The 14,661-nt window shown below is 50.2% G+C and carries 18 protein-coding genes and 1 riboswitch; of the genes, 12 read left to right on the top strand and 6 right to left on the bottom strand.

The window, feature by feature from the left end; translation table 11 throughout:
- Positions 1 to 4 precede the first annotated feature (4 nt).
- Together ACFO4L_RS08245 and ACFO4L_RS08250 are read left to right on the top strand one after the other, a co-directional pair.
- The gene (locus tag ACFO4L_RS08245; RefSeq protein ID WP_377909205.1) at positions 5 to 1,105 is read left to right on the top strand and encodes a dipeptide epimerase; all 1,101 of its coding nucleotides are present in this window, start codon (positions 5 to 7) and stop codon (positions 1,103 to 1,105) included.
- Positions 1,102 to 1,983 carry a C40 family peptidase gene (locus tag ACFO4L_RS08250; RefSeq protein ID WP_377909206.1) on the top strand — a complete coding sequence of 294 codons (882 nt, stop codon included), beginning with the start codon at positions 1,102 to 1,104 and terminating at the stop codon, positions 1,981 to 1,983. The genes ACFO4L_RS08245 and ACFO4L_RS08250 overlap by 4 nt, the downstream gene beginning before the upstream one ends.
- A gap of 42 nt (positions 1,984 to 2,025) precedes the next feature.
- Here the strand turns inward: ACFO4L_RS08250 and ACFO4L_RS08255 are convergent, their stop codons facing one another.
- Positions 2,026 to 2,556, bottom strand: a complete 531-nt coding sequence (locus ACFO4L_RS08255; protein ID WP_377909207.1) for a DUF2812 domain-containing protein — start codon at positions 2,554 to 2,556, stop codon at positions 2,026 to 2,028.
- Positions 2,553 to 2,891 carry a PadR family transcriptional regulator gene (locus ACFO4L_RS08260; protein WP_377909208.1) on the bottom strand — a complete coding sequence of 113 codons (339 nt, stop codon included), beginning with the start codon at positions 2,889 to 2,891 and terminating at the stop codon, positions 2,553 to 2,555. Before ACFO4L_RS08260 ends, ACFO4L_RS08255 begins: the two co-directional genes overlap by 4 nt.
- Positions 2,892 to 3,046: 155 nt before the next feature.
- Here ACFO4L_RS08260 and ACFO4L_RS08265 point away from each other — a divergent pair, with 155 nt between their 5' ends.
- The 6 genes from ACFO4L_RS08265 to tenA all read left to right on the top strand — a co-directional run bounded on the left by ACFO4L_RS08265 (position 3,047) and on the right by tenA (position 7,650).
- Positions 3,047 to 3,946: an ABC transporter ATP-binding protein gene (locus tag ACFO4L_RS08265; protein WP_377909209.1), complete on the top strand. Its 900-nt coding sequence runs from the start codon at positions 3,047 to 3,049 to the stop codon at positions 3,944 to 3,946.
- Positions 3,943 to 4,794 (top strand): ABC transporter permease, encoded by an 852-nt coding sequence (locus tag ACFO4L_RS08270; protein WP_377909210.1) that lies wholly within the window; start codon positions 3,943 to 3,945, stop codon positions 4,792 to 4,794. Before ACFO4L_RS08265 ends, ACFO4L_RS08270 begins: the two co-directional genes overlap by 4 nt.
- 22 nt (positions 4,795 to 4,816) lie before the next feature.
- Entirely contained in the window at positions 4,817 to 5,194 is a 378-nt protein-coding gene (locus ACFO4L_RS08275; protein ID WP_377909211.1) for a GntR family transcriptional regulator, read from the top strand.
- On the top strand, positions 5,191 to 5,886 hold the full coding sequence (locus ACFO4L_RS08280; RefSeq protein ID WP_377909212.1) for an ABC transporter ATP-binding protein: 696 nt from the start codon (positions 5,191 to 5,193) through the stop codon (positions 5,884 to 5,886). Before ACFO4L_RS08275 ends, ACFO4L_RS08280 begins: the two co-directional genes overlap by 4 nt.
- Positions 5,886 to 6,671: a hypothetical protein gene (locus ACFO4L_RS08285; RefSeq protein WP_377909213.1), complete on the top strand. Its 786-nt coding sequence runs from the start codon at positions 5,886 to 5,888 to the stop codon at positions 6,669 to 6,671. Before ACFO4L_RS08280 ends, ACFO4L_RS08285 begins: the two co-directional genes overlap by 1 nt.
- 48 nt (positions 6,672 to 6,719) lie before the next feature.
- A riboswitch (TPP riboswitch) is annotated at positions 6,720 to 6,819 on the top strand.
- A gap of 135 nt (positions 6,820 to 6,954) precedes the next feature.
- On the top strand, positions 6,955 to 7,650 hold the full coding sequence (gene tenA, locus ACFO4L_RS08290) for a thiaminase II (protein WP_377909214.1): 696 nt from the start codon (positions 6,955 to 6,957) through the stop codon (positions 7,648 to 7,650).
- 50 nt (positions 7,651 to 7,700) lie between these two features.
- On the opposite strand, the gene ACFO4L_RS08295 is transcribed toward tenA, so the two are convergent.
- Complete coding sequence (locus ACFO4L_RS08295; protein ID WP_377909215.1) at positions 7,701 to 7,886, bottom strand: hypothetical protein; 186 nt, start codon at positions 7,884 to 7,886, stop codon at positions 7,701 to 7,703.
- Between the two features lie 178 nt (positions 7,887 to 8,064).
- Here ACFO4L_RS08295 and ACFO4L_RS08300 point away from each other — a divergent pair, with 178 nt between their 5' ends.
- The 3 genes from ACFO4L_RS08300 to ACFO4L_RS08310 all read left to right on the top strand — a co-directional run bounded on the left by ACFO4L_RS08300 (position 8,065) and on the right by ACFO4L_RS08310 (position 11,513).
- Positions 8,065 to 9,030 carry a bile acid:sodium symporter family protein gene (locus tag ACFO4L_RS08300; protein ID WP_377909216.1) on the top strand — a complete coding sequence of 322 codons (966 nt, stop codon included), beginning with the start codon at positions 8,065 to 8,067 and terminating at the stop codon, positions 9,028 to 9,030.
- Positions 9,031 to 9,536: 506 nt separating this feature from the next.
- A complete protein-coding gene (locus ACFO4L_RS08305) occupies positions 9,537 to 9,671 on the top strand; it encodes a hypothetical protein (protein ID WP_377909217.1) in 135 nt (44 codons plus the stop codon).
- Between the two features lie 276 nt (positions 9,672 to 9,947).
- Positions 9,948 to 11,513, top strand: coding sequence for a BCCT family transporter (locus ACFO4L_RS08310; RefSeq protein ID WP_377909218.1), 1,566 nt, complete (start codon positions 9,948 to 9,950; stop codon positions 11,511 to 11,513).
- A gap of 321 nt (positions 11,514 to 11,834) precedes the next feature.
- On the opposite strand, the gene ACFO4L_RS08315 is transcribed toward ACFO4L_RS08310, so the two are convergent.
- Positions 11,835 to 12,080 carry a hypothetical protein gene (locus ACFO4L_RS08315; protein WP_377909219.1) on the bottom strand — a complete coding sequence of 82 codons (246 nt, stop codon included), beginning with the start codon at positions 12,078 to 12,080 and terminating at the stop codon, positions 11,835 to 11,837.
- A gap of 331 nt (positions 12,081 to 12,411) precedes the next feature.
- Entirely contained in the window at positions 12,412 to 12,990 is a 579-nt protein-coding gene (locus ACFO4L_RS08320; protein WP_377909220.1) for a TetR/AcrR family transcriptional regulator, read from the bottom strand.
- A 165-nt stretch (positions 12,991 to 13,155) separates the two neighbouring features.
- Between ACFO4L_RS08320 and rraA the strand changes: the two genes are divergently transcribed.
- Complete coding sequence (gene rraA / locus ACFO4L_RS08325) at positions 13,156 to 13,641, top strand: ribonuclease E activity regulator RraA (RefSeq protein ID WP_377909221.1); 486 nt, start codon at positions 13,156 to 13,158, stop codon at positions 13,639 to 13,641.
- Positions 13,642 to 13,718: 77 nt separating this feature from the next.
- Here the strand turns inward: rraA and ACFO4L_RS08330 are convergent, their stop codons facing one another.
- Complete coding sequence (locus ACFO4L_RS08330) at positions 13,719 to 14,579, bottom strand: Cof-type HAD-IIB family hydrolase (RefSeq protein WP_377909222.1); 861 nt, start codon at positions 14,577 to 14,579, stop codon at positions 13,719 to 13,721.
- Positions 14,580 to 14,661: the final 82 nt, after the last annotated feature.

Raw genomic sequence — 14,661 nt, forward strand, 5'->3', positions numbered from 1 at the left:
CCGCTTGTATATTACATCTATTACTACTTCCAGGCTCAAAAATCCATTAAAGAAACCATTTAAAACGGCCCTCCGCACGCTTCATGAAGCGGAAGCGGTTTTGATCCGCCTGGAAACCGACACGGGGCTGACCGGCGTGGGAGAAGCTCCTCCAACCGCAGCGATTACCGGTGAAACGCTAGAAAGCATTGAAGCCGCAGTAACGACTGTGATCGGCCCTGCACTTCAAGGACTTCACTTACATGACAAAGAGTCTGTTTTTCAACAGCTGCACCGCTCCATTATCGGCAATACGAGCGCGAAGGCCGCTGTGGATATGGCTATTCATGACGTGTTGGCAAGAAAGAGTGGACTCCCGCTTTATCAATATCTTGGAGGCTGGACAAATGAGCTGGAAACTGATTATACAGTCAGCGTCAACGAGCCGGCTGAAATGGCAGAAGATGCCGCGTTATTTCGCCGATCCGGCTTTCGCATTCTGAAATTAAAAGTCGGTACGGACACGATCGAGAAAGATTTGCAACGCGTGCAGGCGGTGGCAGATGCAGCGGGAGAAGGAGTGCTGCTTAGGCTGGACGCCAATCAAGGCTGGAAGCCGAAGGAAGCGATCGAAGCGATTCAGGAAATGAGCGAGAGAGGACTTCCTGTCGAGCTGATCGAGCAGCCGGTCCACCGGGAGGACCTGAACGGATTGAAGCAGGTGACAGATGCTGTATCGATCCCGGTTATGGCAGATGAGAGCGTGTTTTCTTTAGAAGACGCGCGCCGCGTGCTCGAGGGACGATGTGCCGATATGATCAACATCAAGCTGATGAAAGCAGGCGGCATCTACATGGCCCAAAAAATTTGTACGCTGGCAGACGCCTACCGCGTTCCGTGTATGGTCGGCAGTATGATCGAATCACGCCTGGGCATTTCAGCAGCCGCCCATTTCGCAGGCTCGAGCCGTGCCATCACCCATTATGACTTTGATGCACCGCTGTTAATGAAAGAAGATAAGTGGACCGGCGGCCTTCGCTATGAAGGAGCGGCCATGCACCTTCAGCAAGAACCGGGACTCGGAATCCATCCGGTGCCGGCAGAGAAAGGAGTGCCAAACGCATGACGTATCGAGTGATCGTTCCGGTGGCGACGGTCTGGACAAGTCCGGATAAACCGCGGGACGTGGACGAACAAGCGCTTGAGGAGCCGCTGAACGTGCGAGGCTGGCTGAAAGGCCTGTCGACTAAAGAAGCGCGGGAGGAGCTGACAAAAGACAATATTATTCAGACGCAGGTGCTTTACAACGACAAGGTCGAAGTGGAGGAAGTACAAGGGGAATGGGCGAAGGTGTACGTTCCGCATCAGCCCTCGCGTAAAGCGGAGCAGGGCTACCCGGGCTGGATTCCGCTCCGGCAGCTCCAGCAGGCGCATGACGTAAGCGACCGCGACACAGCTGTATCAACCGCTACTGCCTGGCTGTATAAAGACGGCGAAGCCTTTATGGAAGTCAGCTGGCAGACACGCTTTCATCAAACTGGTTCCTCTGATTCAGCGATTCTGGTAGACACACCGCACGGAGAGCTGGAGCTCCCTGTAAAGGCAGCAGGCCCTGCTGAAGCAACTGGTAACGGTGAGGAAATTGTACGCAGCGGCCTCCCTTTTCTGGAACTTCCCTATCTGTGGGGCGGAATGAGCGGATTTGGCTTCGACTGTTCCGGTCTCGTTTACACAGTCCTGCGCGCCTGGGGCATTGACGTTTCCCGTGACGCCTCCGATCAGGAAAAAGAAGGAGAAGCCGTAGCGTTCCGGGATAAACAGCCGGGCGACCTGCTCTTTTTTGCGAAGGATGGAGGTACAGGAAACGTGTATCACGTCGGCTTTTATTACGGCGGCAATCAAATGCTGCATGCACCAAGCGCCGGCAACGGCATTGAGCTCGTCGATCTGGAACGGGCCCGGCACATGAAAGACTACTGCTCAACGAAACGTGTCATCACATGATAGAAAGAGACCGCTTTAACCGAAGCGGTCTCTTTCTATTGGTTAAAGCTCTCTGCTGAGCTTTTTTGTTTTCCGTAAATAGGCAAGGTACGGCATAAACGAGAAAACGAAAGCTGTGACGCTCATGATGAGCAAGACAGTCAGGATCGGTGTGAGCCAGACTGACTGTGTCACGTTTGTCAGAACCATCAGAAGGATCAGTGGCAGCAGCGTCCAGAGCGACCAGCGCCCAAACTGCTGCTGCAGTGACAAATAATTCTCGTGGATGGTGGACACGTCCGTGTACATCGGCACGGCTTCCGGCGCTGCTTCAAATACGTGCATATCTCCCGTAGAAACGACGTGCCTCCAGCCTGATTCAGCAAATAAGGTCCAATAGGACGAATCCGGCTGCTGTTCATGATGAATGCTGTACTGCACAGCTTCCGGTTCTGCCTGACGCAGTCTGTAAAAAAAGCCGAACATGGCGAATCCTTCAAATTTCCAGCCTGCCGCAGCTAAATCCGACAGTTTTCGTAAATCCTTTTCTTCAGAAAATGCTAACCCTCGATTCATCACATACTTATGCTTCATTCTGCGCGCTCCTCTCGTTTCGTCAGAACATCCTCCGCCAGCTGAACCATGCGGCGGCGCCTTTCTATTTCCTCTTCGAGCATCGTCTGCCCTTTTGCAGTAATACGGTAAGCTTTTCGCTTTCCGCTGCCGCCGGCTGTTTCGATCACTTCGGCATCTGTGAGCTTTTTTAATGTTGTATATAACGATGCCGGTCCAATCTTCATTTCTCCGCCGGTCCACTTCTCTACCTGCTGCATAATGAGATACCCGTGCTGATCTGTCTGCAGAGAAAGCAGAATATAAAAAGCTGCATCCGTCAGCGTTCCGCTCTCAAGCGAGTCTTTTCTGGGCAACTAAATCCCTCCTTTATATACCGTTTAATGATATATCATACTATGATTGTATCATTAAATGATACAAGTGCAACTTATTTTTTTTGCTTTACATGTCATAAAGACTTAGTGTACTATGTAGTTAATACACTAGAACATAACAAGGAGGAGCTGCAATGGAAGTTGTATTGGAGGCAGTTGGACTGACAAAACGAATGAAACGAAGCACGCTCGTAGACAATGTGGATCTCTCGATCAGAAAAGGAGAGGTGTTTGGTCTGCTGGGCCCGAACGGCGCCGGCAAAACGACGACGATCCGGATGTTGAGCGGCTTGATTCGCCCGACAAAAGGGACCGTTCATATTAACGGTGCAGATTTAAAGCAGCAAAAGCGAAAGGCACTATCAGATGTCGGAGCTGTCGTGGAAAATCCGGAGCTGTATGATCATTTAAGCGGCTGGGACAATCTGAAACACTACGCAAGAATGCAAAGCGGCATTACCATACCCGATATAGTGGAAGCAGCAGAGAAGGCTGGGATTGCGGACAGGCTTAAAGAAAAGACAGGCACTTACTCGCTGGGAATGCGGCAGCGGCTAGGACTTGCCCAGGCACTGCTGCACAAGCCGCGGGTGCTTATATTGGATGAACCGACGAATGGACTGGATCCGGCAGGCATCCGTGAAATGCGCAGTTATTTTCGTGAACTTGCTGAAAAAGAGGGCATCAGCATTCTTGTGTCCAGCCACCTGCTTTCTGAGATGCAGCTGCTCTGCGACCGGGCAGCTGTGATGCAAAACGGACGAATCATTCATACCGCAACGATTAAAGAACTGCTGCATGCAAACAAGCAGATTGTGTTGAAAACAGAGGATATGGAGTTGGCGGCCAACGCGTTAAGCGAGCAGACAACCATAACGAAAGACGGACTGCTGATTGAGGCGGATTCGGCAGAGGTACCTGATTTGAATCGCACCCTTGTAGAAGCGGGAGTCCGGGTTCAGGCACTGTATCCGGAGGAAAACGGCACGCTGGAAGAAACATTTTTATCGATGACGGGAGGGAAAGCAGGATGAAGCTGCTGCAAAATGAATGTATGAAGCTGTTTAAGAAAAAAGGAACGTGGGTGATGGGAACGCTGCTCGTTCTGTTTGTGATTGGAACATCTGCGCTGTTTACCGTGATCCTGGAGCCGGCTCCGCAGTCAGTAGACATGCAGGAGGCAGAAGCCGCTTATGCGGAAGCGGAGGGGCTCGCCTACGCCGGTGAGGAGCATATTCTCGTGCCGGTTATTGAGAACGCAGCATTGATGAGCATCGTCACGATGTTTACCGTCATCGCAGCAGCCACCATCACTGCTGGCGAACATGCGAAGGGAACGATTAAGCTATTGCTGATCCGGCCCGTTTCGCGGTGGCAGATTCTGCTGTCGAAGCTAGGAGCAGTAGTCCTCTTCGGACTCGTCATGACAGGTTTGCTGTTTGCTTCCTCGTTTGTATCAGGTATGCTGTTCTATGGATGGAATCTTCCGGAGGGATATGTGGTGCAGACGGCAATGGATGGTATGACGGCACACGGGGTTTACAGCTATATCGCCGCGATGTACAGCCTTTGGTTTGTGGATCTGCTGCTGTTTACTGCAATTGCCTTTATGATCGGCACCGTGTTTAAAAGCAGCGCACTCGGAATCGGAGTTTCGCTCGTGCTGCTGTTTACCGGCAGCACAGCTGCAATGCTGATTGCAGATTACAGCATCGCAAACGTGTTTCTGTTTTCGCATACGGATCTGGCATCACGCTTTATGGGCTTTCCCGGCGTAGTGGACGTCTCACTTGCTGTTTCCGGTCTCGTGATGGCGCTTTATGGAGCTGCTTTTCTCGCTGTTTCCTTCTGGCGGTTCACCGTACAGGACGTGCTCGATTAGAACGGAGTAGAGAGGTGAAGGAATGGCTATGGAATTCAATGACTACCAGCCGATTTATCAGCAGCTGATGGATCATATCAGCCAGCGGATCTGCCGCGGTGATCTTGCGCCGGGTGAGAAGCTGCCGTCAGTCCGCCTGCTGGCAGCGGAGGCAGGGGTCAACCCGAATACGGTTTCAAGAACTTATATGGAGCTGGAGCGTGAAAACATCGTGGAATCAAAGCGAGGACAGGGAACATTCGTGACTACCGAACAGCCGGTGATCGAAGAACTGCGCCGCAGTCAGGCTGCCGTACAGGCAGACCGGTTTAAATATAGTATGGAGCAGCTCGGCATCGACAAAGATACTGCAATCGGACTGCTTCAGCATGCGTGGGATGAAAAGGGAGGTTCGTCATGACAGAGGTGAATCTGCACAAGCTGACGAAAAAATACGGAAGAAAAGAAGCGCTCAGCCAATTGGAAATTCAGTTGCCGAAAGCCGGCATCACCGGTATCATCGGACCGAACGGGAGCGGCAAATCAACGCTTTTAAAGCTTATTTGCGGATTGATCCGTCCCAGCAGCGGATCAGTCGAGCTGAATGGTGAACAAGCAGGTCGAAAAAGCGGCGCAGTCGCCGCTTACCTCTCGGAGGAGGATTCGCTTTACGATTACATGACGATTAAAGGCACCGTCTCATTTGCAGCAGGAGTGTATCCCGACTTTGACCAAGAGCTAGCCATGACGTTGCTAAAAGAAATGAAGCTGCATGAGTCTGATAAAGTCAAAGAGCTTTCGCGCGGAAACAAAGCGCGGGGAAAGCTCGCGGTAACGATGGCAAGGAAAACACCTGTGCTCTGTCTGGATGAACCACTCTCCGGGATGGACCCGCTAGTGCGGGAAGACATTCTCAAGCTGATCGTGACGCATCTGGACGTCGACCGCCAGCTCTGCCTGATCACAAGCCACGAAGTAAAAGAGCTTGAACCGTTTCTCGATCATGTACTGATCGTGCACGAAGGCCGAATCGTTGTCGACCGGAACGTCGAGGACCTGAAAGAAGAGAAACGGAAATCACTGATAGACGTTCTGCGGGAGGTGACGGTCTAATGTGGTTATCGCTATGGAAAAAGGAATGGCAGGAAAGTATCCCGCGATTCGCCGTCATCATGGGCATTCTTCTGCTCGCATATGCCGCGATGATTTACTTTGCCTTTACCGGATCCGGCTACAGTATTTTACTTGGATTTTTAAGCGTTGGAATTCATACGGTGTTCCTGTTTCTCGTCTGGGCACTCTCATTCCATGGAGAATGGAAAGGAAAAACGCAGTGGACGTGGCTGAATATCCCGGCATCCGGCTGGAAGCTCGTCACCTCGAAGCTCGCGGTAGGATTCACACAGTTTCTGATCTCGGTAGTGCTGCTGACGGCCGTCGGTTTTTGGACACTCAGTCTCTTTGGCGAACATGCGCAGCAAGTGGAAGAGAACGGGATTGCCGTAATCTCTGATGCGTTGCGGGCACTGTATCCGCTGCTCCTCGGCCTGCTGATGTCAGTTGGGATTACGCTTGGATTAGGAGCGGTGTTTACCATTTTGATGATGCGAATCATCAAGCCGTTTGGCTGGGCAGTCGGTATCGCCGTCTGGGGGGTGTTTGTGTATGCAATTATGCGATTTACGCAGACGCCGGTCTATGAAGCGATGTTTCGGCACGGGCAGCTGTTTGATGCGGAGGCGCAGCTTCAAGAGGCTGTTGTGGGAAGTGCGACTTTTCAGCTGGAAGTAGAAGAAGGCATTTATTTATTCGCTGGAGAAATTGCGTTTGAACTGCTTGCGATTACAGCTGTTATCGTCCTGTTTTCATGGCTGATGGACCGCTTTGTTCAGGCCTAACCAGGAAACAGTTGTAAGCAGCTGGGAATTTTGATACAGTGAAAACAGAATATCCACTAGGGGAGCCCAAAAGGCTGAGACGGCTTACGCCGGACCCTTTGAACCTGATCTGGTTGATACCAGCGGAGGAAAGTGGGAATGTGTCTGAAATGGTCGCGTGAAGACCGTTTACGCTTTCAGGTGCTTCTCTTTCTCCGGACTGAGAAGCACTTTTTTCGTGTCCGGAGAGTGGGTGTTCGTCCAAATCATCCGGTACGCCGGAATAATCAGGAGGGCCTACACAATGCGATTTTCAGAAAAGCTGAGACAGGAAGCAGACCCTATTTTCAGTGCGATTTTTGAGCACCCGTTTGTAAAAGGAATCGGGGAAGGGAATGTGCCAAAGCAGGCACTGATCCACTACGTCATGCAGGATTATGAATACTTGACCACCTTCTGCCGGATCTATGGTCTCGCCGTTTCCAAATGCACAACCAGAGAGGATATGACGTTTTTTCAGGAGCAGATCGGCTTCGTTCTGAATGAGGAAATTCATCCGCACAATAACTTCTGTGAAGTCGCAGGCGTCCGCTATGAAGATTTACAGAAAGCGCCGCTTGCACCGACGGCTCATCACTATACGCGCCATATGATGGAAGCGTCCATTAACGGCAGCCTTGGGGAAACACTTGCTGCGCTCGCTCCATGTCCATGGACATACTGGGAAATCGGCCGCAAGCTGAAGTCAGAGGTTAATCCGGATAAGCAGCACCCATTCTACGACTGGATCAGCTTTTACGGAAACGATGAAGTCGGCACGATCACAGAAACGTTCATGGCGAAGATCGATGCCTGCGCGGAGCAGGCAGGAGAACGTGAAAAAGAGCTGATGCTCTCCCATTTTTTAAAAAGCAGCCAGCTTGAGCATCAATTCTGGACGATGGCGTATGAGCAGGAAGAATGGCCGGTCCGACTGCAAAGCAGCATCTCGTCATTGTAAACGACAGAACAGGGCACTGAAAAAACGATTCTTATTCAGTGCCTTGCTCATTATTGCTTTTCATTTGGCAGGTTTCGGCTCAGCAGCAGACCAAGAGCGCTTACGCCGGCAAAAAGACCGACGAGAATAAGAAAATCATCTCGGTAGTTGAAGCGGTCAGCTGTCACGGCGTAAACGATCAGAGCAGCGAGACTGCCAATTAAATTGATCCAGAGCAGCGGTTTCACAAGGTTCATGATAAGCCTCCCTTTCTCACTCCAGCATATCACAGCAGAAATATGGAAAAAGGTATTGCGGATATTGTCAGAATTATTTACACTGTGAGAATACTTACGCGAGTTTGAAAACAGCGCCCAAGCGGCTGCTGTTTTCTTTTTTCGTGGTACATTTTATTGTTAGAAGGAGTTTTTATCCATGAAAGCTGTTCAGCAAATCGGAGCATTAGTCAGCCGCTACTTTGCTCTGATCGTTCTTGTCGTAGCATTTATTGCGTATTTGTCACCGGCAACGTTTACCTGGGTCGGTGCGTACATTACTATTCTGCTGGGGATCGTCATGTTCGGTATGGGAACGACGATGAAGCTTGCCGATTTTAAAGTAGTAGCCAAGCAGCCAATGCCGGTTGCGATCGGTCTGCTGGCACAGTTTCTGATCATGCCGCTGACAGCCTTTGGCATTGCCTATCTGCTCAATTTGCCGCCTGAACTTGCGGCAGGACTGGTGCTGGTCGGAGCATGTCCAGGCGGGACAGCGTCGAACGTGATGGTTTATCTTTCAAAAGGAGATGTACCGGTATCAGTCGCGATGACCAGTGTGTCGACGATGCTGGCACCGCTGTTTACTCCGCTGATCGTCTTTCTCCTTGCGAATCAATGGCTTCCGGTCGGAGCAGGTGATATGTTCATGTCGATTGTGGAGGTCATTTTGATTCCGATAGCACTCGGGATTTTAGCAGCAAGATTTCTTCCGGCTGCTGTCGAGAGAGGCCAGGCGGCACTGCCGTTGGTTTCGGTCGGCGCCATTATGTTGATCGTTTCAGGTGTTGTCGCAGCTAATGCTGAAAACATCGTGACTTCCGGAGCGGCCGTTTTTGCAGCCGTGATTTTGCATAACGGGGCTGGACTGGCCCTCGGCTACCTGGCTGCTAAATGGGCCGGACTTGACGAAACCAAGCGCAGGGCGGTTTCCATTGAAACAGGCATGCAAAACTCCGGCTTAGGCGCAGCGCTCGCAACGGCTCATTTCAGTCCGCTTGCAGCACTTCCTAGTGCAATCTTTTCCGTATGGCATAACATCTCCGGCCCGGCACTCGTATCGTATTGGAGCCGTGGAAAGCAGCCGGACCCGAAGTCATTGAATCAACAATCTCGCGTGTCATAGCTTTTCGGTGTTGACCATGCAAAACAGCGGGCGGCTTGAAAATGAAAAGCTAACAGCAGGACCGATAGGCAAAAGTGACATATGAATAATGTCCTTCCTTGTTTTCAGGCTGTTGAAAAAGTCTCAACTTAATTATTTATTCGTTTGGTTGACTTTCCCCTCTGTTAACCGAGCCTGCCGTGGGCTGGCCTTCAGCTATTTCTCAGGGTGATCCCGTATGAAGGGAAGAAAGGCACGGCTTCACTCGGACTCAGGCTTCTCACGAGAAGCCTTCAAAAGCCAGTCCGGCTCCGCTCGTGCGTGGATGCCGCTCGCAGATCTGAGCGGCACGGAATCTTCAGGCTGCGCGGCTTCCACGGGCACGCCGGACACGAAGGGAAAATGGATTTGTTTGTTGGAGAAAAACGTTCCGATCGGTAGATACGACTGTTCCATGGTACATACGTGAAAGCACTGGTCATCCTTATTCGACATCGAAGCGTTGCCTATATAAAGGTTCCACCCATATGGAACAAGCACGTGTGAATCATCACCAGGCGTTTCAACCGGACTGGCAGCTGCCAAATTGGAGGATCTCGACTCCAGGAGGATCCGAACGAGGCGAAGATCCAGCGCTTCCGACAGCAGGAGGGAGCGGTTAGCTGAGGCCGTTCCCTCCGGAAAGCGAGTGTCCGTAGATGCAGGCAGGTGCAACGTTATTCATTTAAAATGACTTTATCCACACTTTGAAAACAGCTCCGCTTTTCCAGCGGAGCTGTTTTTTTGCGGATACAACCAAGGAAAAAGATACAGAAAGCCAGATATCGTGTGAGCACGAATTCTCAGTTTCGTGCAAATATGTTTTGGATGACAGTTAAAAGGAAAACAAATAGTTGGAAAGACTAATAATTAGGATGGAAAGAATAGGAGGAAGGATGATGGAACAAAATAAGGACCAGCGACCGGAAGGAAAGCTGATCGATTATAAGCTCTTTTTACCATCGCTGCTTATTATTATCGCCATGATTGTTCCGCTGTCGCTTTATGAAGACCAGGCGCTTGGAGTGCTGGAATATACATTCGATGTCATTGTGGCGGTGTTCAACTGGGGCTACATCTGGTACGCTATTATTTTACTAGGAGCAGGGCTGTATTTATCTTTTTCCAAGCTTGGCAACGTCGTGCTTGGCGACCCGGCTGAGAAGCCGCGATTTACTCTGTTTGAATATGCCTCCATTTTAATTGCAATGGGGCTTGGCTCGACGATTATGAGAACCGGCATGGTGGAGTGGACAAACGTCGCGAATGATCCGCCGTTTGGCATGGATGCAGGGTCTACAGAAGCATTGTTAATGGGGAATGCTTACAGCATGTTTATGTGGAGTTTTCAGGTGTTTGCTATTTTCGTGATGGCAGCTCCAGCGCTCGGCTATATTCTGCACGTTCGAAAGCGGCCGTTGATGCGGGTATCGGAGGCTTGCCGCTGTTTATTCGGCGACCGGTTTACAGATGGACTTGGCGGAAAAGTACTCGACATGATTTTCCTCGTCAGTATTCTCTCCGGAGCTGCCGTGACACTTGGCCTGGGAACGCCGATTGTGACACATAACTTATCGCAGCTGTTTAACATAGAGGTCACGTTCACATTAACGCTCATTATTACGATTATGTGGGTCATCTTTTTCTCTATCAGTGCATACGTCGGTATTGATCGTGGAATTAAGCGGCTCAGTACGTTCAATATGTATTTGGCCGGAGGCTTTGCCTTGTTTATCATGACCGTCGGTCCCGGCGTTTTTATATTAAACTACTTTACGGAAAGCTTAAGCACATTGGCGACGAACTATGTTGATATTTCTCTTTACACCGATTCACTTGGAGGAGAAGGGAGCAGCCACGTGCAAAGTAATACGGTCTTCTGGTTTGCATATAGTGCAACCTGGGCTATGCTGCACAGCGTATTTGCGGCTAAAATTTCGCAGGGACGGACGATAAAAGAAATGATTCTGACCTATCTGCTCGCGCCGACAGCGATTTCATGGGCAGCAACCGGAGTGCTGGGGGGACTGGGCGTTCACCGGCATGTGAACGGTGATATGGATATACTGGGAATGGCGCAGTCAATGGATGAAATGGCGTTAATCCCGGAAATTCTGTTGACGCTGCCGTTTGCAACGATTGCATTGATCGTATTTGCTGTAGTCGCCATGATCTTTCTGATTACGACGCTGGATTCAACTACGTATACGATTGCAGCTTATTCCAGCACCCAGGACATGAGTAAAAACGAGCCGTCCCGCATGCTCCGCATTATCGTTGCAGCGATTATTGCAGGCGTTGCACTCGTCATGATGCGCATCGGTGGACTGCCGCCGCTCGAAGTGGTATCCGGTTTAATGGGGCTTCCGATTATCATTATCCAGTTTCTAACGATCTGGGCTGCGATCCGGATGATCAAGCAGGACGAGGCATGGAAATATAACGTTCGCAAACGAGACTCATGACAGCGCCAGGTACGTTTTGAACTAACTCAAAAAAAGCTTTATGAGACCGTGCAGCCCGTTTCAGGCTGGCGGACAAGTTATTTGAAGTAAATGGTTATTCAATTTTGTGCAGTTCTTCGCTTAGCGCGGGAAGCTTGCCCTCCGCAATAACTCAGACTTATCTGCACTTACAGAAGCAGCGTGCGGTCTGCCGTCTAACGTCGCGGCAAGGTATATCAATGCGAATATACCAGAGCGGTGTGCAACAGAAACAGTTTATTCAAGACGCAAAAAAGCCTGCAGGTTTCATCCCGCAGGCTGACTGTACAGCGCTATGTGTGTTTAACGCTTTAGGTTTCGCAGGCGAGCTAGCTCTGTTTCCTGCAGACCCTTGGCTGTTTCAAGTTTATGCAGATTCCGGTGCACGGCGGCAAGCCGCGTCTGGTATTTCTGCTTCACATGAGCGCTTGAGTATCGGGCTCGAGCGTGGACGAGTGCTTCCGCTTTCCGCTTTAGCTGGCGTATGTCCCGCAGAAGGTCTTGATGCTCCGACTCCAATTTACGGAGGCGGCGGTGGTTCATGTCCAACGTTCATTCCCCCTGATTGCATTGAGCAATTGTTTCAAGTATTTAGAAGGAACCGGACGATATTCAGTACGTGGTCTATTCAAATATAGTAATATAATGGCTTCTTCTTTAGATGGTTTCGATGGCAGACTCGGTGTCTGCTGACCAGTCAGTGACAGTAGAGACGGTGGAACGAATGTTCTTATATGACGGGCTAACATCTATTTAACCACATAAAACTAGTAAAAACGATACCTTTTTAAAGAAAAAGAGAAAAATAGGTCTAATTCCCGCTTTTTCCCGTTTTAATTCACAGAAAAACCGTGCAGCGCAGCGCACGGCATTGTGAAACTTATAGTTCACGAAAACGAGCCCCTGATCCAGGATGATAACGAAGCAGCATTTTCAGTTCCCGAGCCATTTCGGAAGCATCTTTTTGGCAGCCGCCGTCCATCCAGTCAGCAATCAAGCCGGCAACAGCATGAGCGTGGTAGGCAGCAAAGCTTTCGGCGACTCCGCTTTCTTCTGCAGCGGATTCCTCCTCTAAAAGCACCCGTTTTAAGAGCAGAATCATTTTGTTGCGAAAGCGAGGCAGGTCGCCGCAGTCGCGCATAATTTCATAAAAATCCTGCTGCTTTTCCACGTGTTCAATCATACGCACAGCAACAGAATAAAACGCATGGTGCATGACATCAGTAGTGAGCAGCGGGGGCTGACGGTACGCTGAAATTAAATCCTCGATTACGTCCTGCTTCAATTCATCCAGCAGTGCTTCAATGGTACCGTAATGCTGATAAAATGTACTCCGGTTGAGACCTGCCCGATTCACAAGCTCCGTTACCTGAATGTGCGCGGGAGCTTTGTACTGAAGCAGTTCCAGCAGTGCCTGCTTGAGCGCCTGCTTCGTGCGCTTGATTCGTATATCCGTCATTTGCGCCTCCTTTCTTAACTGAAGACTTCTTATATTAACCTATACCCGTATCCGAAAGGTTTCAGCAGGAAATAGTGGGAAAAAGCTTCCCTCATTTACGTTAAAAAAAGGAAAATGCACGGATTTGGCGAAAAGCAGTAATGGAAAACAAAAAGGAGGTTCAACATGAAGCCAGTTACTGATATTTGCGACGAGTATCCGCAAACCGTTCAGACGATGCAGGAGCATCTCATTCATTATGGCAGACGCACACAGTTTGAAGGTCCAGTTCGTACCGTAAGTGTGTTTGAAGATAATGTGTTAGTGAAGCGGATGCTGGAAGAAGCAGAAGCAGGGACGGTCATCGTCGTTGACGGCGGAGGACGTGGCGGTCGAACTGCCTTACTTGGAGACAATCTTGCTGCTATTGGAGCGGAGAGGGGGATCGCAGGGGTCATTCTCTATGGGTTCATTCGCGACGCTGATGAGCTGCGTGACATAGATATCGGCGTCGCTGCACTGGGAACCAGGCCGCAAAAAAGCCATAAAGGGGGAAAAGGATATACCGATGTTCCACTCAATATGGCTGGCGTTCTCTGGGAGCCGGGCATGTGGGTGTGTGCCGATAAAGACGGCGTTGCCGTGCTGCCGGAAAAACCATCAGGCAGATAAGCAACCTATTTTCAGAGCTGATCAGCAGCAGATGGTCAGCTCTTTTGCTGACATAAAAGCCGGCTCGCCTCGTTTGATTAAGGTGTTTTCGCCTTAAGCAGCTCATAAATGACTTCTGCCACGCCGTGTTCAGTGTTGGATTTCGTCGTGCTTGCAGCAATTTGTTTGATCGAATCTGGAGCATTGCCCATCGCAAAGCCTCTGCCTGCCTGCTTCAGCATCGACACATCATTGAAGCTGTCTCCAACTGCAGCTGTTTCTTCAACAGGAATATGTTTATAGGCAGCAAGCTTTTCCAGTGCATTGCCCTTAGACGCAGCCGGGGAGGTTAGTTCAAAATTAATGGGAGCAGAAGAAACGACCGAAACCTCCTGCAGGTGGCTGAATTTGTCCCAGCCCGCTTTCACTCGTTCAGGGATAAGCGAGAGGGCTAAAATATTGTAAATCGTGATATCCCGCTCAAGTGCTTCTTCAAACGAGCGAATGTAGCGGCGCCCCTGCTGGCTTTCCTGGGCATGCAGCATTTTTTGCATGATCTGCTCTTTTTCCGGTCCAGGCGGGAGAAGCTCCCATTCTGCTTTAATTCGGTCTTCTGCACCTTCAGGTACATAAATCGCATCGTGAGCAGAGATTTCGTAATAGTATTGCTGTTCTTCAAGCCAGGACAGCACCGGTGAGGCCGAGTGTCCATGGAGCGGCAGATCATCGAACATCGTTCCGTCCGGGCGGTGAATACAGGCGCCGTTCATATTAATCACCCACGGATTGATCGTATAGCGTTCAAGTATGGAGAAGACATCATAAAAAGCGCGTCCGGTTGCAATCGCGACTTCGAGACCCGCCTCCTCTGCTTCATGAAAAGCCTCAATATTTTCCTTCGATATTGTTTTATCCTCGTTGAGAAGTGTTCCATCCATATCAACTGCAAGTAATCGCAAAGCGGCTTCCTCCTTGAATCAAGTTATGTTTAGTATAGCTGGAGGCGAGAGGCAATGTCTAACAAGGGCCCTTGCTTAAAAG

The sequence above is a fragment of the Bacillus daqingensis genome (assembly GCF_042654445.1).
In the GTDB taxonomy this organism is placed as follows: domain Bacteria; phylum Bacillota; class Bacilli; order Bacillales; family Salisediminibacteriaceae; genus Alkalicoccus; species Alkalicoccus luteus.